Below are 19,771 nucleotides of genomic sequence, written 5' to 3'. Positions count from 1 at the left end.
AGCAAAATACAACCTTTACAGATAGTTAAGCTTTTATTTAAGCCTAGCCATTTATCTGTAATAGGCCGTATTTAGCCAAAATAACGCACGTTTAACTGAAAGAATGCATGAAATTTTTATTTGATTTAATCCCTGTGATTTTATTTTTTATCGGCTTTAAGTTATACGATATTTTTACCGCAACGGCGATTGCAATTGGCGCCACCGTTGCGCTGATTATTTATGCCAAAGTGCGTCATGGAAAAGTAGAAAAAATGTTGCTGGTGAATGGCGCGATTATCAGCGTATTGGGCGGCGTGACTTTATTACTGCACGATAAAACTTTTATCATGTGGAAGCCGACTGTGTTGTATTGGCTGCTGGCGGCGGTTTTATTGATTGCGAATCTATTTTTTAAGAAAAACTTTATTCAACAAATGATGGGGAAAATGCTCAATGCACCTGTATCTGTTTGGAATAAACTCAATTTAGCTTGGGTGATTTTTTTGGTGATTTTAGGTTTTGTAAATCTTTATATTGCGTTTAATTATTCAGAAAATACATGGGTTAACTTTAAATTGTTTGGTGTGACCAGCATCATGTTTATCTTTATCATCGCGCAAACCCTATTGCTTAAACAATATTTGATTGAGCCTGTTGATGAGAAAAAGGAATAGTATGCTGTACGCGATTGTTACAGAAGACACGCCCAATAGTCTGGAAAAGCGCATCGCGCATCGTCCAGCGCATTTTGCCCGCATCACAGAATTGCATAACCAAGGTCGCTTAGTCTTAGCTGGCCCATTGCCAGCCATTGATAGCATAGACCCAGGCCCAGCCGGTTTTACTGGCAGCTTGATTGTGGCGGAGTTTAGCGATTTAGATACTGCGAAAGCATGGGCAAATGATGACCCATTTGTACATGCTGGCGTTTATGCGAACGTGATTGTGAAACCTTTTAGACAATCGCTACCCTAAGTTAAAGTAAAACGATATGAAATTAACTGAAGTTATTCAAAATAGACTTGCCCAACTGAACCCCGTTAGCGTGGAGTTAAAAGACGATAGCGCTTTACACGCAGGGCATGCGGGCAATACTGGCGGCGGACATTTCAGCTTAAAAATAGTAAGCTCGCAATTCTCACAAAAATCACAGATAATACGACATCGTTTAATTTATCAAGCACTTACAGACTTAATGCCGCAACAAATACATGCTATAAGCATACTTGCAATTTCGCCTGACGACCCAACTAACTAATTAATACACTCTAACAACTCTAAAATAACTCATTTTCAAACTTAAGGATTTTTATGAAGATTACCCAAATTTTCGTTGCAATCGCTGCATTATCAGCACTTTCAATTGCACCTTCCGTATATGCAGCCGATTCAGTCGCTACTGTAAACGGCAAGCCCATCAAGCAATCTTGGGTCGATTACATCATGAAAGATGCGCAAGCGCGCGGTCAAAAACCATCTGATGGCATGAAAAACGCCATTATCAATGAGTTAGTTGGTTCAGAGTTAGCGTATCAAGAAGCGCAAAAACAAGGCATCGATAAATTGCCTGACTACAAAGTCAATGAAGAATTAACGCAACGCAAATTGCTGGTTAATATTTTCCTAGCTGATTACATGAAGAAAAATCCAGTGACAGAAGCAGACACCAAAGCCGCCTACGAACAATACAAAAAAGAGCTGGGCGATAAAGAATATAACGCGCGCCATATTTTAGTAAAAACTGAAGCTGAAGCGAACGATATCTTAGCGCAAATCAAAAAAGGCAGCGACTTTGCTAAATTGGCAAAAGAAAAATCCATGGATCCTGGCTCTAAAGAAAAAGGTGGCGATTTAGGCTGGTTCTCTCCTGCTGGCATGGTTAAACCATTTAGCGATGCTGTTTCTACACTTAAAAAAGGTGAAGTTTCACCTGCGCCAGTGCAAACTCAATTCGGCTGGCATGTGATTAAAATGATCGATACGCGCGCCACACAAGTGCCGTCATACGATAAAGTAAAAGAAGGTTTAGAGCGTACATTGCAACAACGTAAACTAGAAAAAATGATGTTGGATTTAAAAGCAAAAGCTAAAATCGATGTTCCTGGTGCAACTGCTACGCCTGCAGCGACTAAATAAGCGCTACCTAATTCACTCTAGGTAAGTGTTTACATAATAAAAAAGCCTGCAATCGCAGGCTTTTTTATTGCCATGATTTAGTTATCCAATGCAACTAGGCATTGTAAATAAACCATACAAATATTTTCAGCTCACTCAATTGTTAACCGAATAAAATATGCGACAATCAAGAACTATTATCATCTAGAACATTTTGATTCAATCAGAATAAATTTTAAATTCTGCCCAATAGTTAACCGATTTATTTATCAGGAATTACCATGTTTGAAACCCTTATGATTACGTTTAGAGAAGGTTTAGAAGCTTTTCTAATCATTGCAATCACCATTGCTTACTTAACTAAAACGGGTGGCGAAAAACTCATTCCATCTGTACGCAGCGCCTGTTACGTCGCAATTATCGCCTGTATTATCTTGGGTATCGCATTGGCTAAAATTGGTGGACTCACCCCATTTTGGGAGGGCACATTAGCATTAACAGCCGCCATTTTAGTGATTAGCTGTACGATGCATATGTTAAAAATGGGCAAGCACATGAAAAGTGAGATTACTGGTGCAATTGATAAAGCCGTTGCTAACCCTGGCAGCGGTGCAAAAGCCGCAATATTTGCCTTTGTATTACTGATGATTGGCCGCGAAGGTTTAGAAGCAGCAACCATGATCGCCTCTTTAGCGCAAAGTAATGACAGCACTAATTTAGTCGTTGGTGGCGTGTTAGGTTTAATCGTTGCTGGTGCTGTGGCTGCTGCATGGAGCAAATATGGCCATCGCATCAATTTAGGCTTATTTTTCCAAGTAACCGCTGCGTTTATGGTGATATTTTCAATTCAATTGCTTATTTATGCGTTTCACGAATATACCGAATCAATTGAAGTAGCTAATTTAGGCATTATCGATAATGCTTACTGGCACGCCGCAACCGAAACTTTCGGCCCTCAAGGCCGCGTCGGCGCTTGGATTTCTTACAGCTTGGTTTTAGTGCCGTTGGCGTTCTTAGCGTACAGCTTCTTAACCAGTAAAAATGCATCAAAATTAGTCAGTAGCCATTAAATCAAATCGTTTCAACGTCAATCGTTCAGTTTAAGTTAGCTCTTTAAAGTTATCTTTAAATAACGATTGACGCTTTTCAAGTGTCTAAAAACTAAGTATTTTCCTTAATACTTAATGATTAACTAAGCTTAAATTTAAACTATTTAATCAGAATAGCGCTTACGCTTTCTGTTAAAATAACGCTAATTTTTTAACTCTTTCAGTTGCTTACAGCCCATGCCCAGCACCTCATTTTTAAGCCTTCGCGGCAGCCCTGCCTTATCACCATTCCGTCTCGATAAACTTTACGCCACCTTAAAACAATCAGCGCCCAGCATTACGCATATCTATGCGGAATTTGTGCATTTTGCATTTAGTGAAGCGCCGTTGAGCGATGCACAGCAACAATCGCTTAAACAGATTCTCACTTACGGTCCGCAAGCACAATTAGAAGAGCCCGTTGGTGAGTTGTTTTTAGTCGTACCGCGCATTGGCACTATCTCACCTTGGGCGTCGCGCGCTACAGATATTGCCCATAATTGCGGGTTAAGTAGCGTATTACGTATTGAACGTGGCATCGCGTTTTACGTGACTACAGTAAATAACACGCCATTGAATGATGCTGAAAAAAATGCACTAAAAGCCATCATTCAAGACCGCATGACAGAAACCGTATTAGGTGATTTAAATGATGCGCAGAAATTATTTCACAGCGCACAACCTAAACCATTCAATAGTATCGATATCTTAAAAGACGGCACAGCGGCGCTGAATAAAGCGAACAATGAAATGGGATTGGCGCTATCGCCAGATGAAGTCGATTACCTAGTTGAAAACTTCAGCAAAATCGGCCGCAATCCGACCGATGTCGAGCTGATGATGTTTGCACAAGCGAACTCTGAACACTGTAGGCACAAGATATTCAATGCCGATTGGGTGATTGATGGTGAAGCGCAAGATATTTCACTCTTTGGCATGATTCGCAATACGCACAAGCTGAATCCTGGCCATACTGTTGTTGCTTATTCAGATAACTCTTCTATTATTGCGGGTCAAAAAACCCAGCGTTTTTACCCAAATGCTGCTGGTGAATACGGTTTTAAAGAAGAAGATACACATTACTTGATGAAAGTAGAAACGCATAATCACCCGACTGCTATCTCACCTTTCGCGGGTGCGGCAACTGGTGCAGGCGGTGAGATTCGTGATGAAGGCGCAACCGGTGTTGGCTCTAAACCGAAAGCGGGATTAACCGGTTTTTCAGTATCGAATTTGAATATTCCTGACTTTGCCCAACCTTGGGAAGCACCATATGGCAAACCCGGTCGAATCGCCACACCGTTACAGATTATGACGGATGGGCCTTTAGGCGGCGCTGCTTATAACAATGAGTTTGGTCGCCCGAATATTGCAGGTTATTTCCGTACGTTTGAATTGGAAGCTGCTGATTCGAATGGTAATGTTGAAGTTCGTGGTTATCACAAACCAATCATGCTGGCTGGCGGTGTAGGTAATATTTCAGCGGAACATTCGCATAAAAATGCTATACCAGCTGGCGCAGCACTTATTCAGCTAGGCGGACCAGCGATGTTGATTGGTTTAGGCGGCGGCGCGGCATCCAGCATGGATACCGGCAGCAATACTGAAAATCTGGATTTTGATTCCGTACAACGCGGCAACCCTGAATTGCAACGTCGTGCGCAAGAAGTGATCGATCGCTGCTGGCAATTAGGTGATAAAAATCCTATTTTAAGCATACATGATGTGGGTGCTGGCGGTATTTCAAATGCATTCCCTGAACTGGTGAATGACGCAAAAGTTGGCGCAGCTTTTCAAATTCGAGATGTACATAATGAAGAACCGGGCATGTCACCGCGCGAGCTTTGGAGCAACGAATCGCAAGAACGTTATGTGATGGCAGTTCTGCAAGAAGATTTACCGCATTTTAAAGCCTTGTGCGAGCGCGAGCGCTGTCCGTTTGCCATTGTCGGTTATGCCACCGAAGCGCGACATTTAACCGTCGCCGATAATCATTTTAATAATAATCCTGTTGATATGGATTTAAGCGTTTTACTTGGCAAACCGCCCAAAATGACACGCGACGTGAAAACGGCAGCCAAATACTTAACCACTTTTAACACGCAAAAAATCGATTTAAAAGATGCTGTCAGCCGCGTCTTAAGGCTACCAGGCGTCGCGGATAAAACGTTCTTAATCACTATCGGCGACCGCTCGGTCACTGGTTTAATCGCGCGCGATCAAATGGTCGGACCGTGGCAAATCCCCGTTAGCGATGTTGCAGTCACTTTAGCAGGTTACGAAACCAATGTTGGCGAAGCATTTGCTATCGGCGAACGCGCGCCAATCGCCTTGATTGATGCACCAGCTTCTGGCCGTATGGCGATTGGTGAGGCGATTACCAATATCGCCGCCGCTGCCATCGATGACATCAGCAACTTGAAATTATCCGCCAACTGGATGGCACCTGCAGGACATGCAGGCGAAGATGCGGCACTTTTTGCAACGGTAAAAGCGGTTGGCATGGAATTATGCCCTGCTCTTGGCATTAGCATTCCTGTCGGCAAAGATTCTATGAGCATGAAAACTGTCTGGGATGATGGCGATACCAAAAAAGCGGTGACCTCACCTATCTCATTAGTCGTGACAGCCTTTGCCAATACTTTAGATGCGCGAAAAACATTAACGCCACAGTTGCGCATCGATTTAGGCGAAACCAAACTGATTTTAATCGATTTAGGTAATGGCAAAAATCGTATGGGCGGTAGCAGTTTGGCGCAGGTTTATGGTCAGATTGGTGACACAGCACCAGATGTGGATAATCCAACGCAGTTAACTACGTTTTTTGCCGCAATTCAACAATTGAATGTCGAAAACAAATTGCTGGCTTATCATGATAGAAGCGATGGCGGTTTATTCACCACTTTAGTAGAAATGGCTTTTGCAGGTCACTGTGGTATCGATATTGACATTGCTGACTTGCAAGGTGATATCGCCAGTGCGCTATTCAACGAAGAATTAGGCGCTGTGATTCAAGTGCGCGCGTCAGATGTTGATGCAGTTTTAACACAATTCAAGTCGTTAAGTACGCATGTTATCGGCTCAGTTACCAACTTAAATCAAATCAACATCACTCAAAATAGCCAGCCTGTTTTTGCTGATAGTCGCGTTAATCTGCATCGCATGTGGTCTGAAACGACTTATCGCATGCAAAGCCTGCGCGATAATCCTGTGTGTGCGCAACAAGAATATGACCGCATATTAAATGTGAGCGATACGGGTTTACACGCGCACTTAACCTTTGATATCAATGAAAATATCGCAGCGCCGTATATCAATAAAGGCGTCAAACCAAAGATGGCGATTCTGCGTGAACAAGGCGTGAATGGCCAAGTAGAGATGGCGGCTGCGTTTGACCGCGCAGGTTTCGCTAGTGTCGATGTACATATGAGCGATGTCATCAGCGGGCGCGTTAAATTAAAAGATTTTGCCGGTTTAGTGGCTTGTGGCGGTTTTAGTTATGGCGATGTTTTAGGCGCAGGCGAAGGCTGGGCAAAATCGATTTTATTTAATAACCGCGCCAATGATGAATTCAGCGCATTCTTTAATCGCACCGATTCATTCGCGCTTGGCGTGTGCAACGGTTGCCAAATGATGAGTAATTTACACAGCATTATTCCCGGCTCTGAACATTGGCCGCATTTTGTTAAAAATAAATCGGAACAGTTTGAAGCGCGTGTGGCGATGGTAGAGGTACTAGAATCACCTTCTATTTTCTTTAATGGTATGGCTGGAAGCCGCATGCCGATTGCTGTTGCACATGGCGAAGGCTTTGCGGAATTTATCTCACAATCGGCTGTCAACAATGTGCTGGATAAAAAGTTGTTGACGATGCGCTTTGTTGAAAATGCGATTGGTTTGAACAATGCGTCAACGCCAACTGAAATTTACCCGTTTAACCCTAACGGTTCGCCGCTAGGAATCACGGGCTTAACCACCCAAGATGGACGGTTTAGTATTATGATGCCACATCCTGAAAGGGTGTTTAGAGCAGTTCAACATTCATGGCGTCCTGATAGTTGGACAGAAGATGCACCTTGGATGAGAATGTTCCGAAATGCCAGAAAATACGTAGATTAATACGTTAATTTTAGTGGTATGGTTCATGTGTAGTTAACGTTGTAATAATATTAGTTTTATTCAAAAGGCATTTTGCCAAACAAAAATTTTAAAGGTTGGAGATTATTAGAATGAACAAATTAAAAGCACTTTTTGCAGTGTTGGCTTTAAGTTTATCCATGCACGCATTCGCAATGACAGATGATGAATCTGTTGAGTTTACTGATGCAATCGGTAAAGGTAATTTGAAAGTCGTCAAACAATATGTCGCTAAAGATCCAAAAGTGGTGAATGAAAAATTCTTTGCTTGGTCACCTATTCAAATGGCCGCAACTAAGGGCCAATTTGAAATGGTCAAATATCTGAAAGAAAAAGGTGCAGATTTAGATTATGTGCATCCAGCGACAAAAATGACGGCATTTCATTTAGCAGCTTTTGATAATTACGACGATATCGTGAATTACCTAGCTAAAAATGGTGCCGATATTCAGAAAAAAATGAAAGGCGACATCTCAATTATTCGCGTGATGAGAGATGAAGGCGAGCGCGGTGAAAAAATGGTTAAATTGCTGACATCACTTGGCGTTAAAGATGATGGCTGTGTAGAAGAGAAATGTTTCTAAAAGTATTTTCTAAACGCACTTAATTTTTAATCTTTTACTATCTCAGTTTGATTATTAAGTGCGATTTAAGCGTGATGCAAGTCACAATAAAAATAAGTTAACCTGTTTAAAATGGTGTTTTTAATTGAAACTATGAACACTCAATGATTAACAAAATACTGAAAAAACAATCAGTTTCAAGTTTCATCCTACTATCCTTAGCGGTTTTGCCTGTAACAAGCTTGTCTTTAATAAGCATGGCCGCTGAGGATGTTCCTTTATCTGCTCCCAATTTACACATTCGCACATTGGCTGCTTCATGTGCAGCGTGCCACGGTACTAATGGTAATGCGCTAGCTGGAAATGCTATTTTGGCAGGCATGGATAAAAACTATTTCATCACACAAATGCTGGCCTTTAAAAATGGCGACAGACAAGCCACAGTGATGCATCGCCATGCTAAAGGTTTGCAAGTAGAGGAAATCCATCAACTAGCGGAATATTTTGCAGCGCAAAAACCAATCACCGCAATTAGCCCTAAATCGCAAATATTAAAGCCGCAAACTTTAAAGGGCAATCATGACTAAATCTAAGCCAGACTTAGTCGATAAAAAACCACATCAAAGTCGTCGTGATTTTATTAAAACCGCTGGTGCGGCCAGCCTTGTAATATCCAGTTATCCGTTAATCAGTGGCTGTGTCATGAATAAGCCCAAATCCGCAATCGGCCGCGTGGTGGTCATTGGTGGCGGCTATGCTGGTGCAACGACTGCCAAATATATCCGCATGTGGAGTGCGGATAGTATTGATGTAGTCGTCATTGAAAAATCCAGCCAGTTTGTATCTTGCCCGTTAAGTAATTTAGTTTTAGGCGGTAGCAAGACGATTAACGATCTGACTTTTGGTTACGATTTGATTCAAAAAAATCATGGCGTGCAATGGGTGAATGATGAAGTAACCGCCATTGATGCGACCAATAAAAAAGTAACGATGAAGCGCGGTGAAATCACTTACGACCGTTTGATTATTGCGCCTGGCATTGATTTGATCTATGACACTTTACCTAACTTACAATCTGCAGAAGCACAGACAAAAATTCCACATGCATGGAAAGCTGGCTGGCAAACGGTTAACTTGCGCCAGCAATTAGAAAGCATGGCTGATGGCGGCACGTTTGTAATGAACGTACCCAAAGCGCCCTATCGTTGCCCGCCCGGCCCTTATGAGCGCGCTTGCCAAGTGGCAAGTTATTTCAGAAAGCACAAGCCAAAAAGCAAAGTAATTGTGTTGGATGCGAACCCGGAAATCACTTCTAAAAAAGGGCTATTCACCAAAGTTTTTGCAGAGAACTATGCTGGCATCATTGATTATCGTCCCAACAACGTTGTGCTTGAAGTAGACATTAACAGCAGAATCGTCAAAACAGATTTTGAAACGGTGGCGGCTGATGTGCTGAATATTATTCCACCGCAGCGCGCTGGCAAACCAGCGCAAATGTTAAGCTTAAATAATATTGATAAACGTTGGTGCGAAGTAGATTTTTTAACCTACGAGTCTAAATTAGCACCGAATATTCATGTGATCGGTGATTCAGTTTCAGCCGCGTTGCCAAAATCGGCACATATGGCAACCAGCCAAGCACGCGTATGTGCGAGTGCGATTGTGGAATTAATGCAGCATCGCGCACCTGACGCTAGCCCAGTTTTTGCAAACACTTGCTACAGTTATGTGGATGATAAACAGGCGATGCACGTTGCCAATGTTTATCGCTATGACGAAGCTAAAAAAATCATGATTTCAGCCGAAGGTGGCGGCGTTTCGCTGAAAGCATCTGAATTAGAAGGCCAATATGCTGCTGCATGGGCGGCTAATATTTGGTCAGATGTGTTAACTTAACACTCAATTTGACCTAATTTTTTAGACTGTAAAATATGTTAAGTGCTTTTTTGAATAAATTTGGTTTGTATCTATCGTTTGCATTATGCCAAGTGACTAATGTTGGTTGCGCTTATGGTGCAGAATCTATCGCGCCGCCCAGCAACTTACCCATTCAATTACCAGCTGGATTTCAAATCAATATTTTTGCTAAATTAGCTGAAAATTATGGTCAACCACGCATGCTGGCGATTGATAAACAAGGGCGCTTATACGCAGCTTTAGCCAGTTCGAATCAAGTGGTTATGTTGCCAGATGCCAATGCAGACGGCATCGCTGAAAAGCCTGTCGTGATTGCAAGCAATCTAAACTCACCTAATAGTTTGGTTTTAATTGACGACACCATGCTAATCGCTAATCAGGATGGCATAGTTAAATTGACACGTAATGGTGAAAAATGGTCAGCGCCGCAATCCTTTATCAGCAATTTAGCGTTCGGCCATCACACGCAAAAAACCATCAAATTGGGGCCAGATAATCACCTTTATATCAATATCGGCTCTAGTTGTAATGTGTGTACAGAAACAGACGCTACCCGCGCCACTATCCAGCGCTATACGCTTGAAGGAAAACCCGCTGGCAGTTTAGTGACACTTGGCAGACATGCCGCTGACCCCACTTGGGCCAGAGGTTTGCGCAACAGCCAAAGTTTTGCATGGCAGCCAAAAACTGATGCGATGTTTGCAACGAATAATGGTTCGGATATGCGTTCCAGTACTAAAAATGGCAAAGTGAATGATGAGATTCCGCCTGAGCATTTGAATAAGATTGAAGCGGGCAAACACTATGGCTGGCCTTATTGCTGGGGGAATCCCGATAACTTAAAATCGATGGTTCAAGACCCTAATTTCGTCGGCGAAGCCAGTTTTTGCCAAACCACGACACCGCCCGCCATTACGTTTATTTCACACTCAACGCCAATTGGCATTACTTTTTTAGATAAAACCAACTGGCCGGCAGAATATAAAAATGATGCAGTCGTCGCGCTACATGGCTCATGGAATCGCCAAAAACCTAGCGGTTATAAATTGGTGCGCGTAAAATTTGATAGTGATAGTCCAACTGAAGTGACAGATTTTGCCACTGGCTGGCTGAATATAAATGAACAGAAAGACAGCGCCAATGTTTGGGGCAGGCCGATTGATGTGATTGTCGGTAAAGATGGTGCACTATATGTTTCTGATGACCGCGCTGGCTACATTTATCGCATCACATACAAAGAAAATTAATTATTAAAAATCAATTACTTAATAAATTAATGTCTATTATAAAACAATTAAGTTAACCCATATTTAAGACCAATTATGCTTATCAATCGATTATTTAAAACAGTTATCTGGTTACTCATGAGCTTATTCATGGCTAATATTGCGTTAGCAGAAAGTGCCCCGTTACAGCATGCTAAGTTACCTGGAAATATTGCCGTGCATATCGCAAAAACCCATTATGAGCATCCTGTACGCTTGTTGCATCCCTATTTGGATGTATGGCATATGAAGGGCCCGCTTGCGGAAAAAGCAGCTTTTAAATCACTGGAAAAACGCTTTGAAAATATTCAGCACTGCGCAAATAGCGAGAATGCGAATGTGGTTTTATTGCTAGAGCCGCATATGTTTTATAACCCGCAACTGCGCGTTTTTCATGCAGAGATGATTGCCAGAGTATTTATTAATTCGACTGAACTAAAAGATTTAGAAAAGCCATTTATCAGCGTAAAAAAACAAGCGCAGCAAAATGGTGATTTAGGTATTAAACCGGATTTTTACATGGAAAAAGCCTATATTAAGGCGATGGATAAAATCATTAACAAATTAGAAACTGACAAATCGTTTACATCGGCGATCAACACTGCACAAAATGGCAATGCGAAAGCGCTCTGTGCAGCGTTAGACGATTTACCTGTCGCCAAAATTTATTACTGAGACGCTAAGCTAATTTAAACCTAGTTAATTCCAAACTTAACCATTAAAAACACTCAAAAGGTACTAGAAAATGAAAAAAACACTACTCGCATTGGCTTTACTTCAAACATTAACTGTTTATGCAAAAGATCCGTTGCCAACAAAAATTACTGGCCTTAAAACGCCAGAATCAGTTGTGCAAGCCAAAGACGGCACAATTTATATTTCTGAAATCGGCGCGCCAGATGTCAACGGTGACGGTCAAATCAGTAAAGTCGATAAAAAAGGCAATGTCACCGTTTTTGCAAAAGGTTTAGATGATCCAAAAGGCTTAGCGATTATTGGCGACAAGCTTTATGTGGCAGATAAAGCGCGTATTATTGAAATCAAAAAAGATGGCACTTGGCAGGTATATGCCGCGGCAACAGCTTTCCCTAAACCACCTGTGTTCCTAAACGATTTAGAAGCCGACAAAGTGGGCAATTTATTTGTAAGCGATAGCGGTGATTTAAAATCCGGCGGTTCAATATATAAAGTCGCTAAAGGTGGTGCGCCCGTTACTGTGGTGGTCGATAGCAAAAATCCAGATATTCTGGCGCCAAATGGCCTGTTATTTGAAGGTCGTAATAATTTGCTATCGATTGATTTTGAATCCGGTATTTTGTATCGCATTAATTTAACAACTGGCGCAACCACCAAAGTGGCAGAAGGTTTTGCTGGTGGCGATGGTTTAGTCAAAACCAAAGCAGGCAAAATCATTATTAGCTCTTGGAAAAGCGGCACAATATTTGAAGTAGTTGCTGGCAAAGCACGCGTGATTAAAGAAGGTTACAAAGCTTCTGCAGACATTGCTTTATCTTATGACGGAACATTTTTATTGATTCCAGATATGAAAGCAGGCGAACTGGATTTTCTTGAAATTAAATAATTGAGTATGCCGCAGCAACCGTTGGAGCTTCGCAAAGCCGCGCTGGATTGGCTTTGCGAATCGGATGCGATGATTAAAGCTACGGGCGTTATGGCTTTAGGTGCCATGACTCACGATAAAAATCCACGGATAATTATTGAGTCAAAAAAACCGTTAACTCCCACCGCTGCCATTCCTGGCAGGCCGCTCAAACCCGAATTAGTTGGTCCGCTAGAATTACCTAAACGCTCGATGCGCACCATTGAAGGTCGCGCGGCGTTAATACATGCGCTCGCCCATATTGAATTTAACGCAATCAATCTGGCGTTAGATGCGATTTGGCGCTTTGCCGATATGCCTGAAAATTACTACACTGATTGGTTAAAAGTAGCCACTGAGGAAGCGCTTCACTTTTCACTATTGAATGCGCATCTGCACACACTAGGCTTTGAATATGGCAGCTTGACTGGTCATAATAGCTTGTGGGAAATGGTTGATAGAACCAAAGATGATGTTTTAGCGCGGATGGCATTAGTGCCGCGCACCATGGAAGCGCGCGGCTTAGACGCCAGCCCTTCGTTACGCAACAAACTTTCTCAAGTGGGTGATATGGCTGCTGCTGACATCTTGGCCATTATTTTGCGCGATGAAATCGGCCATGTTGCCATCGGTAATTATTGGTATAACTGGCTTTGCCAGCTGCGTGAGTTAGAGCCAATTGCCACATTTGAATTACTCTGCAAACAATACAGCGCGCCAAAATTGCGCCCTCCTTTCAATTTAGAGGCAAGGCGCCAAGCGGGTTTTACTGAAGCAGAGTTAGCTTTACTGAATTAAATTAAGCAGTTAATAAGTTTGCAACGCCATCTAAACCGCTGAAATTCAGTGCGTAACTAGCTTGTTCTTGCACAACTGGTTTGGCATGATACGCCACACCGATTCCTGCAATTTCCATCATTTTAAGGTCATTTGCGCCATCACCGATTGCAATCGTCTGGTCAGGATTTAATCCCAATTTGTCGCGCAAACTGAGCAACTCTGCTGCTTTGCGTTCTGCATCAACAATATCACCGACAATATGACCAGTCAGTTTTCCATCAATGATTTCTAGCGTATTCGATACCGCATAATCTAAGCCAAGCAAAGTTTTAACATGGTTAGCAAAGAACGTAAATCCGCCAGAAACCACCATGGTTTTAATATTGTTTGCCTTACACGCGGCAATCCATTCCTGCGCGCCGGGGTTCAGCTGCAAGCGCTCATCAATCACGCGTTGTAATGCAGTTTCTGGCAAACCTTTTAGCAAAGCCACACGTTGTATTAAGCTGGTGGAAAAATTGATTTCGCCACGCATCGCACTTTCTGTAATCGCGGATATTTGTGGTTTCAAACCCATTAAATCCGCGATTTCATCGATGCATTCGATATTAATTAACGTGGAATCCATATCCATCACGCATAAGCCAAAATGGCTCAAACGTTGCGCATCTGGCACTAACGCAAAATCGATTTTCTGTTCGGCACAAAAAGTCTGTACGCCTGAAAAATGATCAGGTAAATAATCATTGGTAGATACTGGCAAATAATAGGCAAATTCAGCCACCTGCATAAATTGAGTATTACCGCCAACCAAGCGATGAATATGAGTAAGATGCGCCACGCTGATTGCACGGCCTTGAATAACTAAACGCATAAAAACTTAACCTGTTTAAAACATCAATTATATCAGTTGAATAATTCAATTAAAGACTGGGCGCAATAATCGCTTATGTTTAAGATTATCTTAGGTTGATGCTCGCTTCTCACTTATAATTAATCAAAGAATTTTTATCATCAAATAAAAAATTTTTCATTCATCTTTTTAGGGGATTTGCATGAAAACGACTCAAAATAATACAGAAAATAACGCAACAAATAATGTACCTGCCAATTTGGCTTGGTTAAATCTACCTAATCTACCATGGCCATTAAAAACTTTATTTGCGGGCTATTTAATTGTTATCGGCGTTGGTTTATTGATGGCAGGTTTGCAAATCATGCTCACCCACGGCATGGCAGACGGCAAAGTTGGTTTATCTAAAAATGACATTGTCTATAGCTATTATGGCGACCGCACACACAGTTTATTAGAGAGCAAATTAAATGGCTCAATGAAAGCCAATGCGCCAGACCCAGTACGCGCAGATATTATTCAATGGGTACACAAAGGCGCGCCAAAAGATGATTGGGATGCACATTTTAAAGGCGTTTTCGCGCAACATTGCGTAATGTGTCACAGCGTTGTGCCGAATATCCCTAACTTTAAAAATTTCGAAGAAGTACAAAAAGTAGCCGCAACTGGCGAAGGCGCGACCATTCAAAGCTTAACCCGCGTATCGCACATTCACTTATTTGGCATTAGCTTTATCTTCTTCTTTATCGGCTTCATTTTCAGCTTTGCAGTTGGTGTGCCGAAAACACTTAAAATCATTGCTATCGCATTCCCATTTGCATTCTTAATTGTGGATATATTGTCATGGTGGTTAACCAAGTTAAATCCTGGTTTTGCATGGTTCACGATTATCGGCGGTATCGGTTACAGCGTCGCATCGACATTTATGTGGGTAACTAGCATGTATCAAATGTTTATCTTATCGCGCAACGGTAAAGTATATGGCAATGCTTGGGAACAAGATTTATAGAGTTTTGTTTTAAATTAAATGGCGAGGCAAAAAACTTTGCCTCGCCATTTTTATTAACTGGTTTAATCAGCCAAATTACAAGCGCTCATGCACTGTTGAATAGATTTGTTATTTTGCGAGTCTGTGCTGAAATACTTTGATTACCCGATCTATGAAAAGACCAGATAGTCTGAACCATTAAACCTAAATTTAGCGGTCTCTTTCATTCCCATACGTATATGGGCTCGCAGTGAAGCCTCATTATCAAGTCGTATAAAAAGCACACCTTCTCTACCTGGCTGAAGACGTTTCAGCTCCGCAAACATGGCTTGAGCTAAGCCTTTTCTACGCTCTTCTGCTCCAACACAGACTGGGCCGTAAACATAAGCATCAGCCGAACCTTCATAAGCAGTAAACATCGCCTTGATAATGGGAATATCTGCATTCATCGCACGTGTTGTCATCATCAAAAAACCAGTGACATGGCTATTGCGCCGGGCAACTATAAGCGGCATTGCTTGCATCATTTCAGCAATTCGTTCGCGTGACAAGCTTACCGACAACGCACCTCCGTTCGCTATCTGGTTAATATCTTGTAGATATCTATAATTAAATTTTCAAACTTGCCACATAATCCACAACAACCGCAAACAAATCTCTCACAGCAGCCAACGCACTATCATGCATCGTTTGCGCGTCAATTATTTTGCCATTAGCGCTAGTTAAGCTGCGTGTTGCGCACGCACTGGCAATAATCATCGGCTTAAAGCCTAAATTAAACGCGCCTCGTGCGGTGGAGTTAATACACATATGTGTCATAAATCCAGCTAACACTACATTTTCAATGCCCAAGGCCTTTAATTGTGCCTCTAAATGAGTATGCCAAAACGCATTCGGATAATTCTTAACCACTACGACTTCACCATTTTTAGGCGCAACCTCTGCTGAAATCGCTCCAATATCTGCGGTGATATCGTACGGCGTACCCACGCCAGCATCATGCTGAATATGGATGATAGGCACTTTTAAATCGCGCGCCATTGTTAACAGCTTTTGCGCCTCTAAAATTGCAGGCTCTACATTGGTTAACTGCATCACGCCACGACGGTAAGTATTTTGGCAATCCACCAAAATCAAAGCAGAGTCTTTTAGGCTAGCATGGCTAAAGCCCATACCGGTAATTTCACGCAAAGTTTGCGATGCTTGTGTCATTTGATTTCCTTTAGATTGCGCTTAGTGGTTTAACGTGATGACTTGAAGTGGCTTTTTTACTAGCTTATACAGCGCTTTTGCGCGAAAATGTCAGCTAAAATTAAAACCTGCCAAAAATCACTTTAAAATGAATTTACACGAATATCAAGCCAAATCTTTATTACAACTTTACGGCCTGCCAACGCCTAGCGGCATGGTTGCAAACTCTGCTGAATTGGCACGCCATGCAGCAGAAACAATCAAATCAAATGCATGGGTAGTAAAAGCGCAAATACATGCGGGTGGCCGTGGTAAAGCGGGTGGCGTTAAGCTGGTTAAATCCGTAGCAGAAGTGGAAGCAACCGCGACGGCATTATTAGGCAAGCAATTAATCACCTACCAAAATGCCCCTGATGGGCAAATGGTCAGCCAAGTTTTGATTGAAGAAACCTTGCCAATCGCGCGCGAATTGTATTTATCGATGCTGGTTGATAGAAGTTTAGAGCGCGTCGTGGTGGTTGCATCATCAGCTGGTGGCATGGATATTGAAGAGATTGCAGCCAATCATCCCGAACAGATTCTGCAAGAAGTGTGTGATCCGCTAAACGGTTTAGTGGATTTTCAAGCACGTAATTTGGCTTTTAAATTAGCGTTAAGTGGTGAACAAATTGCCGCTTTTACCAAAATGCTAAAAGGTTTATACCAACTGTTTAAAGAAAATGATTTGGCTTTGCTGGAAATCAATCCATTGATTGTGACATCGGATGGAAAACTGGTCGCGCTGGATTGCAAAATGAGCGTGGATGACAATGCGTTGTATCGCCAAAAAGAGGTAAGCGCACAGCGCGATTGGTCGCAAGAAGATAGCAAAGAAGCAGTGGCACATGCGGCGGGTTTAAACTATATTGCGCTAAACGGCAATATTGGCTGCATGGTAAATGGTGCAGGTCTGGCGATGGCAACCATGGATTTAATTAAATTGCATGGTGGTATGCCAGCCAACTTTTTAGATGTGGGTGGCGGCGCTTCAGCGGAAACGGTGACCAAAGCGTTTAAAATTATTTTGGCCGATCATAACGTTAAGGCAATCTTGGTGAATATTTTCGGCGGCATTATGCGCTGCGATATTATTGCAGAAGGCATTATTACTGCGGTGAAAGAAGTCGGCATGACTATTCCAGTAGTCGTGCGTTTAGAAGGAACCAACGTTGATTTGGGCAAGAAAATGCTGCGTGAGAGTGGCTTAAATATTATCTCGGCAGAAAATTTAACCGATGCGGCTAAACAAGCCGTACTTTCTGTTAAAAATCAGGAAGCAAAATAATGGCGATTTTAGTCAATAAAAATACCAAAGTGCTATGTCAGGGCTTTACTGGGAAACAAGGCACATTTCATTCTGAACAAGCCATTGCATACGGCACAAAAATGGTAGGGGGCGTTACACCAGGCAAAGGCGGTCAATTACATCTAAACCTGCCAGTATTCAACACCATGCGAGAAGCGGTGCGTGAAACGCAAGCCAACGCCAGCGTGATTTATGTGCCGCCACCTTATGCGGCCGATTCGATTTTGGAAGCGGCGGATGCTGGCATTGAATTGATTGTCTGCATTACCGAAGGCATCCCAGTATTGGATATGCTAAATGTGAAAGCGGCTTTAAAAGCCAATGGCGCTAGATTGATTGGCCCAAATTGCCCTGGCATTATCACGCCGGATGAATGCAAAATCGGCATTATGCCTGGCAGTATTCATCTGCGCGGTAAGGTTGGCGTGGTATCGCGTTCTGGCACGCTCACTTATGAAGCCGTGCATCAAACTACTGCGCTGGGTTTGGGTCAAACAACTTGTGTGGGCATTGGCGGCGATCCAATTAAAGGCTTAAATTTTATTGAATGTTTAACATTATTTGAAGCTGACCCTGAAACGGAAGCGATTATTATGGTGGGTGAAATCGGAGGCTCTGACGAAGAAGCTGCGGCAGATTTTATTAAACACTATGTCACTAAACCAGTCGCTGCCTACATTGCAGGCTTAACCGCACCCGCTGGCAAACGCATGGGACACGCAGGTGCGATTATCTCTGGCGGTAGCGGCCGTGCAGAAGATAAGATTTCCGCATTGGAAAATGCGGGCTGCGTGGTGGCAAGCTCACCTGCTGGCTTAGGTGAAGCCGTTGTTCAAGCAATACAATTAAAATCGAAAAGGTAATTAACTCTTGAAGATAAATAATGGTGGAATAACAAGTTTTGTTATTGGCTTAATATTAAGCCTCGCAACACAATTATGCGTTGCAGAAGATGTTCCCTACCTATTAACCGCCGCATCCAAAGGCGATGTAACAACGGTAAAAGCCATTCTGGATGGTGGCGCTAATGCTAACGCTAAAGATGAAAATGGCATTACTGCGCTGATGTACGCCGCGCGCAAAGACCGTGCTGATGTTGTTACGGCTTTAATCAATAAAGGTGCAGAGGTTAATGCAAAGGATAAAGGTGGCTGGACTGCATTGATGTTCGCCGCAAAGAAAAACCATGTAGCCACGGTGAAAGTGTTGCTTGATAAAGGTGCTGATCCGAAAATCCGCGATGAAAGTGGTTGGAGTGCATTTGGTATGGCAGCCACTTCTGGCTATTCCGAAGTGGTTAACTTAATGATTCAACATGGTGTTGATGCCAATTCTAAAGCAGATGATGGTAAAACTGCATTGATGTATGCAGCAAAAAGTGGTGATGTTCCAACCATCACATCACTGATGGCAAAAGGTGCAAAACCTGATGCAGGCGATCGTTTAGGTGTGACGCCTTTGATGTATGCGGCACGCGAAGGTCATGCGCCAGCGGTTGCTTATATGTTGGATAAGGGTGCTAAACCAGATATAGAAGACCAATCACGCTGGACTGCACTTACTTGGGCGATTAAGAAAACTCAGTTAGCAGCTGCCAAAGTTTTAATTGAAAGAGGCGCCGATGTGAATCATCAAGATTCTGAAGGCACGCCCCTTTTACAATTGGCCGTTGATACAGGCTCTGAAGAATTAGTGAAATTGCTGCTTGATCACAAAGCGAATGTAAAAGCACGTGATAAATATGGCTTAACCGCTTATGTTTACGCGCTTAAAAAAGGTGATAGCGAAATCGTTAAGATCATGAAAGATGCAGGTGGAAAATATTAATTGCCTTCATCAATCTATGCTAATTTTGTCACCGTTGTTTTGTAATACGAACATATTTTCTATAGTTCGACCTAGAGAAAACATTAATGGCAATATAGATTTATTAAAGGAATTAACGCG

At 42.4% G+C, this 19,771-nt stretch carries 20 protein-coding genes; 17 read left to right on the top strand and 3 right to left on the bottom strand.

Features of this window, described 5'->3' with window-relative positions:
- Nucleotides 1–107 precede the first annotated feature (107 nt).
- The 13 genes from METVE_RS0107965 to METVE_RS0107905 all read left to right on the top strand — a co-directional run bounded on the left by METVE_RS0107965 (nt 108) and on the right by METVE_RS0107905 (nt 13,465).
- A complete protein-coding gene (locus METVE_RS0107965) occupies nt 108–656 on the top strand; it encodes a septation protein A (RefSeq protein ID WP_020167941.1) in 549 nt (182 codons plus the stop codon).
- Between the two features lies 1 nt (nt 657).
- Entirely contained in the window at nt 658–957 is a 300-nt protein-coding gene (locus METVE_RS0107960) for a YciI family protein (protein ID WP_020167940.1), read from the top strand.
- A gap of 16 nt (nt 958–973) precedes the next feature.
- Nucleotides 974–1,240 (top strand): BolA family protein, encoded by a 267-nt coding sequence (locus METVE_RS0107955; RefSeq protein ID WP_020167939.1) that lies wholly within the window; start codon nt 974–976, stop codon nt 1,238–1,240.
- A gap of 53 nt (nt 1,241–1,293) precedes the next feature.
- On the top strand, nt 1,294–2,118 hold the full coding sequence (locus METVE_RS0107950; RefSeq protein WP_020167938.1) for a peptidylprolyl isomerase: 825 nt from the start codon (nt 1,294–1,296) through the stop codon (nt 2,116–2,118).
- Between the two features lie 260 nt (nt 2,119–2,378).
- Nucleotides 2,379–3,167, top strand: coding sequence for an FTR1 family iron permease (locus tag METVE_RS0107945; protein WP_020167937.1), 789 nt, complete (start codon nt 2,379–2,381; stop codon nt 3,165–3,167).
- A gap of 216 nt (nt 3,168–3,383) precedes the next feature.
- On the top strand, nt 3,384–7,304 hold the full coding sequence (gene purL, locus METVE_RS0107940) for a phosphoribosylformylglycinamidine synthase (protein WP_020167936.1): 3,921 nt from the start codon (nt 3,384–3,386) through the stop codon (nt 7,302–7,304).
- Between the two features lie 110 nt (nt 7,305–7,414).
- Nucleotides 7,415–7,906, top strand: a complete 492-nt coding sequence (locus METVE_RS0107935) for an ankyrin repeat domain-containing protein (protein WP_020167935.1) — start codon at nt 7,415–7,417, stop codon at nt 7,904–7,906.
- A 236-nt stretch (nt 7,907–8,142) separates the two neighbouring features.
- Nucleotides 8,143–8,472, top strand: coding sequence for a c-type cytochrome (locus METVE_RS0107930; protein ID WP_232496444.1), 330 nt, complete (start codon nt 8,143–8,145; stop codon nt 8,470–8,472).
- Complete coding sequence (locus tag METVE_RS0107925; protein WP_020167933.1) at nt 8,465–9,781, top strand: NAD(P)/FAD-dependent oxidoreductase; 1,317 nt, start codon at nt 8,465–8,467, stop codon at nt 9,779–9,781. Before METVE_RS0107930 ends, METVE_RS0107925 begins: the two co-directional genes overlap by 8 nt.
- 35 nt (nt 9,782–9,816) lie before the next feature.
- Complete coding sequence (locus METVE_RS0107920; protein WP_020167932.1) at nt 9,817–11,049, top strand: PQQ-dependent sugar dehydrogenase; 1,233 nt, start codon at nt 9,817–9,819, stop codon at nt 11,047–11,049.
- A gap of 117 nt (nt 11,050–11,166) precedes the next feature.
- A complete protein-coding gene (locus tag METVE_RS0107915; protein ID WP_232496443.1) occupies nt 11,167–11,742 on the top strand; it encodes a hypothetical protein in 576 nt (191 codons plus the stop codon).
- A 70-nt stretch (nt 11,743–11,812) separates the two neighbouring features.
- Nucleotides 11,813–12,649 (top strand): SMP-30/gluconolactonase/LRE family protein, encoded by an 837-nt coding sequence (locus METVE_RS0107910; protein ID WP_020167930.1) that lies wholly within the window; start codon nt 11,813–11,815, stop codon nt 12,647–12,649.
- Nucleotides 12,650–12,655: 6 nt separating this feature from the next.
- Nucleotides 12,656–13,465, top strand: coding sequence for a ferritin-like domain-containing protein (locus METVE_RS0107905; RefSeq protein ID WP_020167929.1), 810 nt, complete (start codon nt 12,656–12,658; stop codon nt 13,463–13,465).
- Nucleotide 13,466: 1 nt separating this feature from the next.
- On the opposite strand, the gene serB is transcribed toward METVE_RS0107905, so the two are convergent.
- A complete protein-coding gene (gene serB / locus METVE_RS0107900) occupies nt 13,467–14,321 on the bottom strand; it encodes a phosphoserine phosphatase SerB (RefSeq protein ID WP_020167928.1) in 855 nt (284 codons plus the stop codon).
- A 181-nt stretch (nt 14,322–14,502) separates the two neighbouring features.
- On the opposite strand from serB, the gene METVE_RS0107895 reads away from it, so the two are divergent.
- A complete protein-coding gene (locus tag METVE_RS0107895; RefSeq protein WP_020167927.1) occupies nt 14,503–15,309 on the top strand; it encodes a hypothetical protein in 807 nt (268 codons plus the stop codon).
- A 149-nt stretch (nt 15,310–15,458) separates the two neighbouring features.
- Here the strand turns inward: METVE_RS0107895 and METVE_RS0107890 are convergent, their stop codons facing one another.
- Both METVE_RS0107890 and METVE_RS0107885 read right to left on the bottom strand, forming a co-directional pair.
- Entirely contained in the window at nt 15,459–15,815 is a 357-nt protein-coding gene (locus METVE_RS0107890; protein WP_232496442.1) for a GNAT family N-acetyltransferase, read from the bottom strand.
- Nucleotides 15,816–15,897: 82 nt separating this feature from the next.
- The gene (locus tag METVE_RS0107885) at nt 15,898–16,500 is read right to left on the bottom strand and encodes a cysteine hydrolase family protein (protein WP_020167925.1); all 603 of its coding nucleotides are present in this window, start codon (nt 16,498–16,500) and stop codon (nt 15,898–15,900) included.
- 127 nt (nt 16,501–16,627) lie between these two features.
- Between METVE_RS0107885 and sucC the strand changes: the two genes are divergently transcribed.
- The 3 genes from sucC to METVE_RS0107870 are packed head-to-tail and all read left to right on the top strand — an operon-like array spanning nt 16,628 to nt 19,651.
- On the top strand, nt 16,628–17,803 hold the full coding sequence (gene sucC / locus METVE_RS0107880; RefSeq protein WP_020167924.1) for an ADP-forming succinate--CoA ligase subunit beta: 1,176 nt from the start codon (nt 16,628–16,630) through the stop codon (nt 17,801–17,803).
- Complete coding sequence (gene sucD, locus METVE_RS0107875; protein ID WP_020167923.1) at nt 17,803–18,687, top strand: succinate--CoA ligase subunit alpha; 885 nt, start codon at nt 17,803–17,805, stop codon at nt 18,685–18,687. Before sucC ends, sucD begins: the two co-directional genes overlap by 1 nt.
- A gap of 7 nt (nt 18,688–18,694) precedes the next feature.
- Nucleotides 18,695–19,651 carry an ankyrin repeat domain-containing protein gene (locus tag METVE_RS0107870; protein ID WP_020167922.1) on the top strand — a complete coding sequence of 319 codons (957 nt, stop codon included), beginning with the start codon at nt 18,695–18,697 and terminating at the stop codon, nt 19,649–19,651.
- The last annotated feature ends 120 nt before the right edge of the window (nt 19,652–19,771 follow it).

The sequence above is a fragment of the Methylotenera versatilis 79 genome (genome assembly GCF_000384375.1).
GTDB lineage: Bacteria > Pseudomonadota > Gammaproteobacteria > Burkholderiales > Methylophilaceae > Methylotenera_A > Methylotenera_A versatilis_B.
Note: the sequence above shows the minus strand (reverse complement) of the source record. Positions and strands in the feature narration are given on the sequence as shown.

Coding starts and splice junctions, on each gene's coding strand:
- METVE_RS0107960 (WP_020167940.1), top strand. CDS start 658: ATGCTGTACGCGATTGTTACAGAAGACACGCCCAATAGTCTGGAAAAG.
- purL (WP_020167936.1), top strand. CDS start 3,384: ATGCCCAGCACCTCATTTTTAAGCCTTCGCGGCAGCCCTGCCTTATCA.
- METVE_RS0107965 (WP_020167941.1), top strand. CDS start 108: ATGAAATTTTTATTTGATTTAATCCCTGTGATTTTATTTTTTATCGGC.
- METVE_RS0107890 (WP_232496442.1), bottom strand. CDS start 15,815: ATGATGCAAGCAATGCCGCTTATAGTTGCCCGGCGCAATAGCCATGTC.
- METVE_RS0107915 (WP_232496443.1), top strand. CDS start 11,167: ATGAGCTTATTCATGGCTAATATTGCGTTAGCAGAAAGTGCCCCGTTA.
- METVE_RS0107945 (WP_020167937.1), top strand. CDS start 2,379: ATGTTTGAAACCCTTATGATTACGTTTAGAGAAGGTTTAGAAGCTTTT.
- sucD (WP_020167923.1), top strand. CDS start 17,803: ATGGCGATTTTAGTCAATAAAAATACCAAAGTGCTATGTCAGGGCTTT.
- METVE_RS0107955 (WP_020167939.1), top strand. CDS start 974: ATGAAATTAACTGAAGTTATTCAAAATAGACTTGCCCAACTGAACCCC.
- serB (WP_020167928.1), bottom strand. CDS start 14,321: ATGCGTTTAGTTATTCAAGGCCGTGCAATCAGCGTGGCGCATCTTACT.
- METVE_RS0107895 (WP_020167927.1), top strand. CDS start 14,503: ATGAAAACGACTCAAAATAATACAGAAAATAACGCAACAAATAATGTA.
- METVE_RS0107930 (WP_232496444.1), top strand. CDS start 8,143: ATGGCCGCTGAGGATGTTCCTTTATCTGCTCCCAATTTACACATTCGC.
- METVE_RS0107910 (WP_020167930.1), top strand. CDS start 11,813: ATGAAAAAAACACTACTCGCATTGGCTTTACTTCAAACATTAACTGTT.
- METVE_RS0107905 (WP_020167929.1), top strand. CDS start 12,656: ATGCCGCAGCAACCGTTGGAGCTTCGCAAAGCCGCGCTGGATTGGCTT.
- METVE_RS0107885 (WP_020167925.1), bottom strand. CDS start 16,500: ATGACACAAGCATCGCAAACTTTGCGTGAAATTACCGGTATGGGCTTT.
- METVE_RS0107950 (WP_020167938.1), top strand. CDS start 1,294: ATGAAGATTACCCAAATTTTCGTTGCAATCGCTGCATTATCAGCACTT.
- METVE_RS0107935 (WP_020167935.1), top strand. CDS start 7,415: ATGAACAAATTAAAAGCACTTTTTGCAGTGTTGGCTTTAAGTTTATCC.
- METVE_RS0107920 (WP_020167932.1), top strand. CDS start 9,817: ATGTTAAGTGCTTTTTTGAATAAATTTGGTTTGTATCTATCGTTTGCA.
- METVE_RS0107925 (WP_020167933.1), top strand. CDS start 8,465: ATGACTAAATCTAAGCCAGACTTAGTCGATAAAAAACCACATCAAAGT.
- sucC (WP_020167924.1), top strand. CDS start 16,628: ATGAATTTACACGAATATCAAGCCAAATCTTTATTACAACTTTACGGC.